Origin of the sequence: Aliidongia sp., assembly GCF_035943795.1 — a bacterium.
Classification (GTDB): domain Bacteria; phylum Pseudomonadota; class Alphaproteobacteria; order ATCC43930; family CGMCC-115725; genus Aliidongia.
Window position 1 is genome coordinate 24,270 of record NZ_DASZBY010000045.1, and the last position, 13,370, is coordinate 37,639.

Sequence of the window (13,370 nt, forward strand, 5' to 3'; positions counted from 1 at the left end):
CATGGGTCAAATTGGTTCGCCCGTACGGCAACCGCCGCCGGACCGGAACCGGGTTTCTAATACAGTCCGCCCGTCCCCGTCGATGGTGCCGTGGCGGGACGCGGCGGCGGCGGGAGGGGCGAGGCCGAGGTCGGGGCCTGCGGCGGTGGCGGCACGGCACCGCCCAGGGTCGCGGGCAGGCCCCCGTTACCGGGCTGCGACATCGCGCCCGCGACGGCGCCCGGCGGTGGCAATTGCTGGGGTTGGCCCACGCTCGACGCCGACTGATCGTCCATCGGCGGATTGCTCTGGTCGACATCCCCGATCGAGCCCGGTTCGATCCCGCCGCCGTCGACGACCTGGTCGCTGGGGCTGGGCTCGGTGCCGGGCTTGAAGGCTTCCCAGATCACGTTGCGCTCGCCGCCCTCGGCCAACTGCCCGGTCGCCGCATTGACCCGCACCAGGCGCACGCCCGGCGGGATGCGGAAATCGACCGCCGGCTTGTCCTTCAGCGCATCGGTCATGAATTCGGTGAACAGCGGGGCCGCCGTGCGCGCGCCCTGCTCCTGACGGCCCAGCGTGCGCGGCGTGTCGAACCCGACATAGACCGCGACGACCAGGTCGGGCGTGAAGCCCACGAACCAGGTGTCGAAGATGTCGTTGGTGGTACCGGTCTTGCCGGCGAGCGGCATCTTCAAAAAGCTGCCGACCGACGAGGCCGCCGTGCCGCGCTGGATCACGCCCTGCATGATGTTGACCATCTGGTACGCGGTCGCTGGATCCAGCACCTGCTCGCGCTCGTCGGGCAGGCTCGGCACGCCGCCGTCGGCGCCCCAGGCGTAGTCGCCGCAGCGCGGGCAGGCACGCGTGTCGTGCTTGAACACGATCTTGCCCTCGCGATCCTCGACCCGGTCGATCAGCGACGGGGTGATGTGTTTGCCGCCGTTGTCGAGCATGGCATAGGCGGTCGCGAGCTTGAGCGGCGTGGTCTGGCCCGCGCCCAGCACCTGGGCATAGAGCAGCGGCATCTTGTCCATCAGGCCCAGCCGCTCGATGTAGGGCGCGATCTTGTCGATGCCGATGGTCGTCGCCATGCGCACGGTCATCAGGTTGAGCGATTTCTCGATCGCGACGCGCAGCGGCTGCGGGCCCGGCGCCTCGCCGCCCTCGAAATTATGCGGGCGCCACATCGGCAGGCCCGGTCCCTGCTCGAGTTCGATCGGATCGTCCAGGATCAGGGTCGAAGGGGTCATGCCATTGTCGAGCGCCGCCAGATAGGCGAACGGCTTGAAGGTCGAGCCGATCTGGCGATAGGCCTGGGTCGCCCGGTTGAACTGGCTCGTGTCATAAGACCAGCCGCCATCCATCGCCAGCACGCGGCCGGTATGGGGATCGAGTGCCACGATGGCACCCGACACGTTCGGGATCTGGCGCAGCGCCCAATGGGAGAAGGTCGGCGGCGGCGGCGGTACCGCGGGTTCGACCGCCGCCACCTTGGCGCCCTTGCCCTTGGCCGCCGGCTTGACGGCCGGCGCTTCGGTCATGATCGCCTCGACCAGCACCACGTCGCCGCGCTTCACGACCTGCTCGGCCGTCTTGGGCGAGGCGCCGACATGCTGGTCGTCGGTCGTGGGCCGCGCCCATTCCATTTCCTTCATGGGCAGGGTGCCGGTCGTACCGTCGGCAAAGCCGATCTCGGCCGCATCCGGCTTTACCTCGCGCACAAGAGCCAGCTTCCAAGGTGCTGCACCGCCGGGCATCGGCACCGCGGCCAGTGCCTGCTGCCAGCCCTTGGCGTCGGCGGCCAGATCGAGATGGTTGACCGGACCGCGCCAGCCATGGCGGCGGTCGTAGGTGACGAGCCCATCGCGCAGCGCCTTGTCGGCATAGCTCTGCAGGATCGGATCGAGGCTGGTGCGGACCGAAAGCCCCGACTTGTAGACCCGGTCCTCGCCGAAGCGCTGCAGCAGTTCGCGCCGGACCTCTTCGGTGTAATAGGGTGCCGAGAACACCTGGGTCTCGTCGCGCTTCTTCAGCACGATCGGCTCGGCCTCGGCCGCCTTCGCCTCGGCCTCGGTGATGGCGCCGATCTTGGCCATGCCGTCGATGACATAGTCGCGCCGGCCCTTGGCCGCATCGTAATGGCGCGCCGGGTCGTAGTTGGTCGGCCCCTTGACGGCGCCCGCCAGGAACGCCGCCTCGGACACGGTCAATTCGTCGACCGACTTGTTGAAATAGACCAGCGCGCCGGTCGCGATGCCATAGGCGCCGCGGCCGAAATTGATCTCGTTCAGATAGAGCTCGAGGATGCGCTCCTTGGTCAGCGCCTGCTCCATGCGGACGGCGAGGATCGCCTCCTTGACCTTGCGCGCCATGCTGTACTCGTTGCCGAGCAGCATGTTCTTGGCGACCTGCTGGGTGATGGTCGAGGCGCCGATCTGGCGGCGGCCCTGGCCGACATGCAGCAGGTTCTGGAGCGCGGCGCGCACCATGGCCGCCGGATTGACGCCGCCATGGGTGAAGAATTCACGGTCCTCGGCCGCCAGCATCGCCTGGACGACGCGTGGCGGGATGGCCGAGATCGGCACGAACACGCGGCGCTCGGTCGCATATTCGGCCAGCAGCCGGCCGTCGCCGGCATGGACGCGCGTCATGATCGGCGGTTGATAGTCGGCCAGCTGTTCGAAGTCCGGCAGGTCCGACGCGTAATGCTGATAGACGATGTAAGCCGCCCCGGAGCCGAGCACCAGGAGCAGGAACAGCGTGAAGAGCAGCGACTGTACGTAACGCATGCGCGGCAATGGGCTCGTATGAAAGAACGGGCGCCGGACCAGACGGCGGCCGGCGGGTCGAAAGCCCTTGTCGCCAGCGCGATCGGTATGGCGCCTCGGCACCGGCCTTGCCAAGCGTATTTACGTCGCGGCAGCCCCGAAGGTTCCGGAAGAGTGCCGTATGCGCGACGACGGTCGATCACGGCCGCTTTAAGGGTTGTCGTGCGCGTCGTCGCTGTCTATTGTCGGCTTCGCGAAAATCCCTGGGGAAGCCGAGTCGACCTGTCGATGCGGCGACGCCGCCCCGGAGAGCCCGATCGTCGGATGCGGCCTTTAGCGCTCCGACCGGGTTCCGGCGGGGGCGTGGCCCCTCAGCGGATCCTTTTATGAAACCCCCGCGGCCAGGTTCGGGTAACTATCCGAATCGCGGGGACCCGATGAACCCAGCCATGGCGCCCGCAAGAGCGCCGTTCGGCAGGATGTTTTCGAGGGTTCCGCCGGCCCGGCCAAACGAGAGCGCGCTGTCCCGCCGGTTTTCGCACGGCGTGAGACCGGCCGTGCTCCGGAGTAGATGCCTGATGGCACGACGTATGCTGATCGATGCGACGCATCCCGAAGAAACCCGGGTCGTCGTTCTCAACGGCAACCGCCTCGAAGAATTCGACTTCGAGACTTCCACCAAAAAGCAGATCAAGGGCAACATCTACCTGGCGAAAGTCACGCGGGTAGAGCCTTCTCTGCAGGCCGCCTTCGTCGAGTACGGCGGCAACCGCCACGGCTTCCTGGCGTTCAGCGAAATCCATCCGGACTATTACCGGATCCCGGTCGGCGACCGGGAGGCAATGCTCGCGGCCGAGCGCTATGACGACGAGCATGGCGACGACGACCATCTCCAGCTCGCCCCGCACGAACATCACGAGCAGCCGGATCATGATGCCGAGGCTCATGACCACGACCATGACCATGGCGACCATGATCATGGTGCCGAGGATCACGACCATTCCGCGCACGAGCATGCGGTCGACGATCAGCCCGAGCCGGCGCCGGTGGACTATGCGCCGCCGACCCTGGCCGCGACGGACGGCATCACCGTCGGCGCCGTCTACGCGGTCGAAGTCACCGAGCCCACGCCGTTCGATGTCGCATCGACCGACGCAGCGCCGGGCACGGACGCCGAAACCATCGGCGAGAGCCAGCCGGTCGAAGCCCTTCAGGGCGATGCCGAGGGCGGTTCCAGCCATATCGAGCAGTCGGAAGAGGCGCCGGTCACGGTCGAGACCGTGGGCGGTGACGATTTCGAGGAAGTGCAGTCGCGGCCCCGCACGCGCCATTACCGCAGCTACAAGATCCAGGAAGTCATCAAGCGCCGGCAGATCCTGCTGATCCAGGTGACGAAGGAAGAGCGCGGCAACAAGGGCGCGGCGCTGACCACCTACCTGTCGCTCGCCGGCCGCTATTGCGTGCTGATGCCGAACGCCGGTCGTGGCGGCGGCGTATCGCGCAAGATCACGTCGACCACCGACCGCCGTCGCCTGAAGGAGCTGATGGAGGAGCTGGAGGTGCCGGAAGGCATGGGCGTCATCGTCCGCACCGCCGGCAGCGAACGGTCCAAGGCCGAGATCAAGCGCGACTACGAGTACCTGCTGCGTCTGTGGGACGAGATCCGCGAGATGACGCTGCAATCCTCGGCGCCCGCCCTCATCTACGAAGAAGGCAGCCTGATCAAGCGCGCGATCCGCGACCTCTATGCCCGCGACATCGAGGAAGTGCTGGTCGAGGGCGAGGACGGGTACCGAACCGCCAAGGAATTCATGCGCATGCTCATGCCGAGCCATGCGTCGCGTGTTCGTCCCTATCGCGATCCGGCGATCCCGCTGTTCCACCGCTTCCAGGTCGACGCTCAGATCGACCAGATCCACAATCCGGTCGTCCAGCTGCGTTCGGGCGGCTACATCGTGATCAACCCGACCGAGGCGCTGGTCTCGATCGACGTCAATTCCGGCCGCTCGACCAAAGAGCGCAACATCGAAGAGACGGCGACCAAGACCAATCTCGAAGCGGCCGAGGAAATTGCCCGCCAGTTGCGCCTGCGCGATCTGGCCGGCCTCGTCGTCATCGACTTCATCGACATGGAGGACGGCCGCAACCAGGGCGCCGTCGAGCGAAAGCTCAAGGAAGCGATGAAGAACGACCGGGCGCGCATCCAGCTCGGCCGGATCAGCCCGTTCGGCCTGCTGGAACTGTCGCGTCAGCGCCTGCGCTCCAGCCTGATCGAAGCTTCGACCCAGATCTGCCCGCATTGCAACGGTACCGGCACGATCCGTTCGACGGAATCGACGGCATTGGTCGTGTTGCGCGCACTCGAGGAAGAGGGCATCCGCCGCCGCACCGCCGAGGTCGCGATTTACGTCCCGACGCCGATCGCGCTCTATGTGCTGAACCAGAAGCGCGACACGCTCTCGATCATCGAGCAGCGTTACGGCTTCCGCGTCATGGTCCTGCAGGACGACACGCTGGTGCCGCCGGCCTTCCGGCTGGAGCGCGTGCGCGCGCTGACCCCGCAGGAACTGGCGGCCCTCCCCGTCCCGACCATCGTGGTCGAGCCGGAGGAAGAGGAAGAAGAATATATCGAGGAAGGGCTCGACGAGCCGGTCGAGGCCGAGGGCGAGACCCGCGAGCAGGCTCCGCGCGGCGAGAAGCCGGCCGGCGAGGAAGCCGGCAGCGACGAAGATCGGCCGCGCCGCAAGCGGCGTCGGCGCAAGCGTCGGCGTCCGGGCGACGAGCAGGGCACGGGTGCCGATGGCGCCGAGGGTTCCGCCGAGGGCGATGAGGAAGACGACGAGACCGAGGCGGACCAGGCCGGCGAAGGCGACGAGACCGAGGCCGTTCCGGCGCCGGTCGAGGCGATCGGAGCCGACGGTCTGTCGGACGCCGAACGCAAGCGCCGCCGGCGCGGCAAGCGCGGCGGGCGTCGTCGGCGTCGCGAGGACGAGACCGGCGCACCGGCTCCCGCGGCCGACGCGGCGGGCTTCCCGATCGAGGAAGATCCGCTTGAATACCCCTCGGCGCTCGACTATGCCCGCGACGGCCGCGAGCAATTGTTTGCCATGCCGGGTGAAGAGACCGACGCAGCCCCCGCCCAGCCGGCAGCAGCCGTCACCGTGCCGGTCCTGACCGATGCGGCGCCGGCCGAAGCCGCCGAGACGATCGAAGCCGTCTCCGGGGAAAAGCCGAAGCGCCGTCGGGCACCCCGCAAGAAAGCCGCGGACGCGGAAGCGCCGATCGAAGCCACTGCCGCCGAGCCGGTCGCAGCCGAGGTCGAGGCACCGGTCGAGCCGGTCGTGGTGGACGAAGCCCCGGCCGAAAAGCCGAAGCGGCGCCGTGCCCCGGCCCGCAAGAAGGCCGAAACCGAAGCACTGGCTGAGACCGTGACCGAACCTGCCGTCGAAGCGGCGCCGGAACCTGTCGCCGAGGCAGCGACCCCGGTCGAACCGGAACCGATTGCAGCCGAAGCGCCTCCGGCGATCGAGCCGGCTCCGGTCGAACCGCCGGCCGCCGAGCCCGAGCCGGCCGGCCCGGCTCGCCGCGGCTGGTGGAAACGCCTGATCGAATAGACGGCCCGCCGTCGCCATGAACACAGCCCCGGATGAACGATCACCCGGGGCTGTTTCGTTTGGGGTGGTCCTGATTGCCGCCCCTACCAAGTCTGCAATTGCGCATCGCAGATAGATTTATGGCAACCCACCCAATCCCCGGACGAGCCGCGTCGGCTGCCGCTCGACCGAGATCGAACCTACCGCTTGCCTCGGAATTTTCGATCTGTCTCGGCGATCTTCACGTCGTTGATGCTGGCTTGGCGCCTTTCCATCAGGCCGTCCGGATCGAAGTCCCAATTTTCGTTGCCGTAGGAGCGCCACCATTGGCCGGCGGCGTCGTGCCATTCATATTGGAAACACACGGCGATGCGCGTGTCGGAGAAGCAGAACAGTTCTTTTTCCAGGTAATAGTCCTGCTCGCGCACCCATTTGTCGGCGAGGAACGCGCGGATCTCGTCGCGTCCGTGGATGAAGCGGTCGCGGTTGCGCCAGTCGGAATCCGGCGTGTAGGCCAGCGAGACGCGGGCCGGGTCTCGGCTGTTCCAGGCATCCTCTGCCGCCTTGACTTTGGCGCGGGCCGTTTCTTCAGTGAAGGGCGGCTTGATGATCGGCGCTGACATTTCGGTCTCCTGATTGAACGAACGTTCGGTCTATTTTGGATGACTTCAGCCCACGGCGACCAGCCGAGTCGCGACGGCGCGGGCATCGGCGGCGGGATCGGGGCGTCCCTCGACCATGGCCGCGACGATGGCGCCTTCGATCAGCAGGAACAGCGCCCGATCGAGACCGACGAGCCCCGCCGCCGCGCAAGTGTCCGCCACGAAGCGCGCAAGCGCTTGCTTGTGCCGCGCGGCCAGTTGACGGACCTCATGCTGCGGATCCGACAGTTCGCCCACCGCGTTGATGAAGGCGCAGCCGTGGAAGTCCGGCTGGCGAAACCAGTCGTCGAGCGCGTCGAACAGCGCGAGCACGCGCCCCGCCCCGTTGGGGGCCGCACCGTTGACCCGCGCTTCGTACCAGGCCATCCAGCGCCGATCACGCCGGTCGAGCGCGGCCAGGACCAGGCCATCCTTGTTGCCGAACTGGTTATAGAGGCTCATGCGCGCGACCGACGCCTCGGCCAGGATGGTATCGACCCCGGTCCCGTGGATCCCGTCGCGATAGACCAGCCGTTCGGTCGCATCCAGCAACCGGTCGCGGACCTCTTCCGTCGTCGCTCGCATTGTCACTCCATATAGAACGTTCTTTCTATATCATCCGAGATCGCTTCGCTGTCAAGGCCCGCATCCCATCGCTGGACAGGATGCGGGATCGGACTATTCGCCTATGAACGCCAGCAGATCCGCGTTCAGCCGGTCTTTTTCCGTGAAGAACAGGCCGTGGGCGGCGCCTTCGTATTCCTTCAGCACCGCAGTCGGTATCAGCCGCGCGGCGGCCCGACCGGCGACGTCGATCGGCACAGTGGCATCGGCGTCGCCGTGGACGATCAGGGTCGGCATGGTAAAGGCCGCCATGTCGGCGCGGAAATCGGTTTCGGAGAAGGCGCGGACGCAATCGAGGGTCGCCTTGGGCGATCCCTGCATCGCCATGCCCTGCGCCCAGGCGAGGACCTCGCTCGAGATCGACAGGTTGAGCAGGCCGGCGCCGAAGAATTGCTTGCCGAAACCGGCCAGGAAACTCGGCCGGTCCTCGCGCAGGCCGGCGATCATCTTGTCGAACACGCCGATGTCGACCCCATCTTCGTGGTCGGGCCGCTTCACGAGCAACGGCGTCACCGCCGAGATCAAGGCCGCCTTCGAGACGCGCGCGGCGCCGTGGCGCGCCAGATAGCGCGCGACTTCGCCGCCGCCCATGGAAAAGCCGACGAGGGTCACGTCGTCGAGCGCCAGTTCCTCCAGGATCGCAGCGAGATCATCGGCGAGCGTGTCGTAGTCATAGCCATTCCAGGGCTGATCCGAGCGACCGAAGCCGCGGCGATCATAGGCGATGACGCGGAAGCCCTGTTCGGCCAGGAACGTCGCCTGGTATTCCCACATGTCGGCGTTGAGCGGCCAGCCGTGGATCAGCACCACCGGCTTGCCGACACCCCAGTCATTGTAGAACAGCGTGGTTTCGTCGTCGGTCTCGATGAACGGCATGATGGTGACCTCGTGCTATGGAGATCACTCAATGCCGGCGCGACTGCCGGGTTCCGCGTCGCAGCGTTCATTAGAAAAGCCGGATATTCAGGGGCGCCGCAGCAGGTAATAGCCGAAGCCGAGGGTCTGTCGCCCCCAGCGCAGATAGGCGTCGTGCCAACGCCGCGCGTCGGCGGCGATGGTGGCCGCGTCCGGGTCGTGCGGGTTCGCCGCCGCCCAGCGCAGCTTCGCCCGGCAATACAGCCCCTCGTATTCATCCCACTCGTCGGGATTGGCCGTGGTCGTGTACAGAACCTCGAAGCCGGCGCGGGCGGCCCGCTCGGCATTGCCGGCGTGATCCGACAGATCCTCCTCGTCGGCACCGAGCACGCCCAGGTAGGAGCGATGCGGCTGCTGGCGCCAATAACCCTCTCCTGCCAGCAGCAGTCCGCCCGGTTCGAGCACGGCGAAGGCGGTGGCGAGCAGACCGCCGTAGTCGCCCAGCGCGTGGCTGGCACCCAGGCAGAGCGCGGCCGCGAAGCCGTCGTCCTGGGCCAGATGCAGGGTCGCATCCTCGTCGATCAGGGTTACCCGCCCGTCGAGCCCCCGCGCCTGGGCCGCCACCTCGCCCTCGTCGAGGAAGGCGGCATTGAGATCGACGCCGACCCCCGTCGCATCCGGATTGCGGTCCAGCACGTCGAGCAGCAGCGCCGCCTTGCCGCAACCGATGTCGACGACACGGGCGCCCGGCGGCAGGTCCAGCAGGTCGACCAGCCGCGCGGCCTTTTCCGGTGACAACGGGCTGCAGAAGCGATGATCGGCATGGCCGATCGTCGTCGCCTTGAACCGGGCGTCGACCTCGCTCACCATGGCGGGCCTCAGTGGCGCCAGGCGGCGAGCCGCTGGGCGGCCGCCACCATGGTTTCGGTCGAACCGGCGAAGGAAAACCGTACGAAGCGGTTGCCCCGCCCCCCGTCGAAATCCTTGCCCGGCGCCGCCGCCACGCCGGTCTCGACCAGCATGCGGCGACAGAATTGCTCGCTGTCGTTGGTCAGGTTGCCGACGTCGGCATAGAGGTAGAACGCCCCGTCCGGCGGTGCGAAATGCGTGAAGCCGGCCTTCGGCAACTCGTTCAGCAGCACCTCGCGGTTGGCGGCATAGCGGCGGACGTTGGCCTGCAACTCGTCGTGGCAATCGAACGCGGCGATCGCCGCCCCCTGGGACAGAGTCGGTGCGGAGATCACCATGTTCTGCGCCAGGCACTCGACCGCACGGACCAGGTCCGGCGGCACGATCATCCAACCGAGCCGCCACCCGGTCATCGAGAAATATTTCGAGAAGCTGTTGATCACCAGCGCATCGGGTGCGATCGACGCCGCAGTGGCCGCGGTCCGACCATAGCTGATGCCGTGGTAGATTTCGTCCGAGACGAGGCGGATGCCGCGCCGCATGCAATAGGCCGCCAGATCGGCGAACTCGGCCGGCGCCATCATGGTGCCGGTCGGATTGGACGGGCTGGCCACGATCAGGCCGTCGATGCGGCCCTCGACCTTGTCGAGCAGGGCCGGCGTCGGCTGGAACCGGTCTTCCTCGGTCGCTTCCAGTTCGATCGCCTCGATATCGAGCGCGGTCAGGATGTGGCGATAGGCCGGATAGCCCGGCGCCGCGAGTGCCACCCGGTCGCCGGCATCGAACGCGGCGAGAAAGCCCAGCAGGAAGGCGCCCGACGCGCCGACCGTGACCGCGATCTGCGCCGGATCGACCGTGGTACCATAGGTCGCCGCATAATGGTCGGCGATCCGCTCACGCAGGCGCGGCAGGCCCAGCGCGTCGGTATAGCCCAGCGGCGAGGCGCGCAGCAGGCGCGTCGCCTCGGCCACCACGCCCTCGGGTGCGCCGGTCGACGGCTGGCCGACCTCCAGGTGCAGGATGTCGGCCCCGGTGCCCGCCAGCCGGTTGGCCTCGCGCAGCACGTCCATGACCAGGAACGAAGGGATCTGCCCCCGCGTCCCGCGCTTCAGCGCCATTACTGCCTCACGAGATCGACGGTCTGCGCGAAGCCCCAGCCGCGCGGATCCTTGACGATGGCGCAAGTCTTGGCGCTGCGCACCAGGCCGCTCGGGCAATTGAGCGCGGCGACCCGGTCCGACACGGCGGTCGGCCCGGTATCGTCCGGCCGGCGCAGGGACGCGACCGACACCGCCGCCGCGTCGCCCTTGCGCAAGGTGCTGTACGCGATCGCCGCCAGGTCGGCCGCAGCAGAGGTGCCGCCGGTGCCCACGAACGCGCCCAACACCTGATTGATGTTGGTGTTATAGGCGATGACGGGGATGAGCCCGAACGGGGCCGCGGGATCGCCCGCGATCCGGCCGGCGGCATAGAGTGCCGGTGCCGCCAGCTTCTGCCTGGTCCCGAACAGGGTGCCCATCGACAGCGAGCAGGTGACGACCCGGCCGGCGGCATCGGCGACCACGAAGCCGGTGCTGGCGGTCGGCTGGTCGGCCTGGATCGCGGCCCCCGGCAACGCCTGGGCGGCGGCTGCGGCCGCCGCGGCACGGGCGATGCGGAACCGTGCGGCCGGGTCACCCGCGGCACTCGAATCGGCGAGAAGCGCATTGTAGCTGGCGGCGACGACGCGTCCGGCCGCCCCCGGCGCCAGATACAGCTGATCGTTGCCCGATGCGACATGGGCCGCCGGGTGCCAGGCCGGTGCGTAAGCGGCCAGCGCCTGGGCCGGTACGCCGGCGGCGACCAGCTGGCGCGCCACGTCGCCCTGGTAGAAATCGCTGGCACCGTTCAGGCGCAATTGGCTGAACACGGCGGCGAGCGCCGGCTCCGCATGGCGCTCGCCGGGCGGCAGGGCCACGCCGGCAGCGGCGGCATCCGCGGTCAGCTGGGCCGCGACCGGCACGCCGGACAGCGCCGTGCGCTCGACACCGACCACGACCTGGCGCCAATCGAGCGTGCCGTAGCGCGCCTGCAGGGCCGCGATGCCGCGCACCAGTCCGGGGATCTCGACGGGGCTGTTCGCGACTGAACGGGGCAGGAAATCGATGGCCTCGATATCGGCGCTCTCCGCGTCGCGCACCAGGCAGACGCCGCCGCCCATCAGGCCGGCGCGCGACGGCAGGGTGACCGACAGCATCAGCGCCATTGCGGCGGCAGCGTCGGCGGCATTGCCGTTCTGGCGCAGGATATTGTCGCCGGCGCCGACGGCGCTCGGCTCGTCGGCGGCGACGGAACCCAGATAGCGGGTCTGCAGCGTCGGGGCATCCGCGGTGCTGTCGGGGGTGAACCACGAGCCGAGCGTGCTGCAGCCGCCGAGCGACACGGCCGCCACGGCACTGACTGCCGCCCGGGCGAACCGCCGGTGCGCCTGCCCGGCAGATTGACGCCGCACCGCGATCGGCTCGATATTGGCCGACGTCGAAAGGATGCCGCTCTTGCTGAATGCCATTCTCTACCGGGTCCTCATTCTTGGCCTGATCGCGACCGTCACGTTCAGTCCTCCCGCCGCCGCACAGGATGCGCCGGGCCTGATCCGTGATGCCGAGATCGAAAATACGATCCGTGCCTATGCCACGCCCCTGTTCCGTATCGCGGGGCTCGATGCCGACTTCGTTCAGATCTATTTGGTGAACGATCCTCAGATCAATGCTTTCGTGGCGGGTGGGCAGCGTCTGTTCATCAATACAGGGCTCTTGCTCAAGAGCCAACGGGCGAACCAGCTGGTCGGCGTGATTGCCCATGAAACCGGCCATATGGCCGGCGGCCATCTGGCGCGCAGCCAGGAAGCGCTCGACAACGCGACCGCCGAAAGCATCATCGCCTTCGTGCTGGGCGCCGCCGCCTCGGTGCTCGCCCGCGACGGCTCGGTCGCGGCCGGCGCCGCAGCGGCCGGCCAGTCCATGGGCCTGCGCTCGCTGTTCGCGTATTCGATCGGCCAGGAGGAACGGGCCGACCAGGCCGGCGTCGGCTTTCTCGACCGCACCAACCAGTCGGCGCGCGGCATGCTGGAATTCTTCCAGATCCTTGAAAAAGAAGAATACCTGCTGCCGGCCAACCAGGACCCCTATCTGCGCACCCATCCGCTGACCAGCACGCGCGTCGATTTCGTGCGCGACCATGTGGCCCATGCCAAGAGCTCGGACGCGCCGGACCCGGCCGGGTTCGATGAGATGCACAAGCGCATGCTGGCCAAGCTGCGCGGCTTCCTGCTGCCGCCGGGCCAGGTGACGCAGCTCTATCCCGAAAGCGATACCAGCCTCTATGCGCGCTATGCCCGGGCCATCGCGTACCACCGGGTGCCGATGCACGAGAAATCCATGGCTGAGATGGACAGCCTGCTCAAGGAGCGGCCGGACGACCCGTATTTCCTCGAGCTGAAGGGCCAGATCCTGTTCGAGAGCGGTCATGTCCGCGACTCGGTCGCTCCCTACAAGAAAGCGGCGGCCCTGTTGCCCAAGGAACCGCTGCTCAAGGTCGAGCTGGCCACATCCGAACTGGAGGTCGAGGGCGACAAGGCGCTGAACGCCGACGCGATTACCCTACTGCGCGAGGCGGTGCGCATGGACAGCACCAATACCGACGGCTGGCATGAGCTAGGCATCGCCGAAGGCCGCGCCGGCAACATCGGCAATGCCGCCCTGGCGCTGGCCGAGGAGGCGCAACTGATCGGCGACCGCAAGACGGCGGCGATGCAGGCCACGCGCGCCTCGCAGATCCTGCCGCGCGGCTCGCCGGGCTGGCTGCGCGCCGACGACATCCGCCGCCAGTCCAAGGCGGACCGGGACGGCAATGGCTGACGGGTCTGCCGAACCGTGATCCCTGTGACTGCTCATGACCTGCGTGCGACCGGGATCCGCTGGCTTTTCCGCATCCTGTCGCTTGCCGTGCTGCCCGGCACC

Annotated in this window: 9 protein-coding genes; 2 read left to right on the forward strand and 7 right to left on the reverse strand. The window is 67.9% G+C overall.

Annotation, left to right across the window (positions count from 1 at the left end):
- Window positions 1-56 precede the first annotated feature (56 nt).
- Entirely contained in the window at window positions 57-2,771 is a 2,715-nt protein-coding gene (locus VGV37_RS07580) for a penicillin-binding protein 1A (RefSeq protein WP_326879038.1), read from the reverse strand.
- Window positions 2,772-3,328: 557 nt separating this feature from the next.
- On the opposite strand from VGV37_RS07580, the gene VGV37_RS07585 reads away from it, so the two are divergent.
- Window positions 3,329-6,364 carry a ribonuclease E/G gene (locus VGV37_RS07585; RefSeq protein WP_326879039.1) on the forward strand — a complete coding sequence of 1,012 codons (3,036 nt, stop codon included), beginning with the start codon at window positions 3,329-3,331 and terminating at the stop codon, window positions 6,362-6,364.
- Window positions 6,365-6,543: 179 nt separating this feature from the next.
- On the opposite strand, the gene VGV37_RS07590 is transcribed toward VGV37_RS07585, so the two are convergent.
- From VGV37_RS07590 to VGV37_RS07615, 6 genes are all read right to left on the reverse strand, one after another.
- Window positions 6,544-6,966, reverse strand: a complete 423-nt coding sequence (locus VGV37_RS07590) for a nuclear transport factor 2 family protein (RefSeq protein ID WP_326879040.1) — start codon at window positions 6,964-6,966, stop codon at window positions 6,544-6,546.
- Window positions 6,967-7,011: 45 nt separating this feature from the next.
- The gene (locus VGV37_RS07595; RefSeq protein WP_326879041.1) at window positions 7,012-7,569 is read right to left on the reverse strand and encodes a TetR/AcrR family transcriptional regulator; all 558 of its coding nucleotides are present in this window, start codon (window positions 7,567-7,569) and stop codon (window positions 7,012-7,014) included.
- 93 nt (window positions 7,570-7,662) lie between these two features.
- Entirely contained in the window at window positions 7,663-8,484 is an 822-nt protein-coding gene (locus VGV37_RS07600; RefSeq protein WP_326879042.1) for an alpha/beta hydrolase, read from the reverse strand.
- A gap of 87 nt (window positions 8,485-8,571) precedes the next feature.
- On the reverse strand, window positions 8,572-9,333 hold the full coding sequence (locus VGV37_RS07605; protein ID WP_326879043.1) for a class I SAM-dependent methyltransferase: 762 nt from the start codon (window positions 9,331-9,333) through the stop codon (window positions 8,572-8,574).
- A gap of 8 nt (window positions 9,334-9,341) precedes the next feature.
- Entirely contained in the window at window positions 9,342-10,490 is a 1,149-nt protein-coding gene (locus VGV37_RS07610) for a pyridoxal phosphate-dependent aminotransferase (RefSeq protein ID WP_326879044.1), read from the reverse strand.
- Window positions 10,490-11,920, reverse strand: coding sequence for a gamma-glutamyltransferase (locus VGV37_RS07615; RefSeq protein WP_326879045.1), 1,431 nt, complete (start codon window positions 11,918-11,920; stop codon window positions 10,490-10,492). Before VGV37_RS07615 ends, VGV37_RS07610 begins: the two co-directional genes overlap by 1 nt.
- On the opposite strand from VGV37_RS07615, the gene VGV37_RS07620 reads away from it, so the two are divergent.
- Window positions 11,907-13,268, forward strand: a complete 1,362-nt coding sequence (locus VGV37_RS07620) for a M48 family metalloprotease (protein ID WP_326879046.1) — start codon at window positions 11,907-11,909, stop codon at window positions 13,266-13,268. The two genes, VGV37_RS07615 and VGV37_RS07620, sit on opposite strands and share 14 nt — an antisense overlap.
- Window positions 13,269-13,370: the final 102 nt, after the last annotated feature.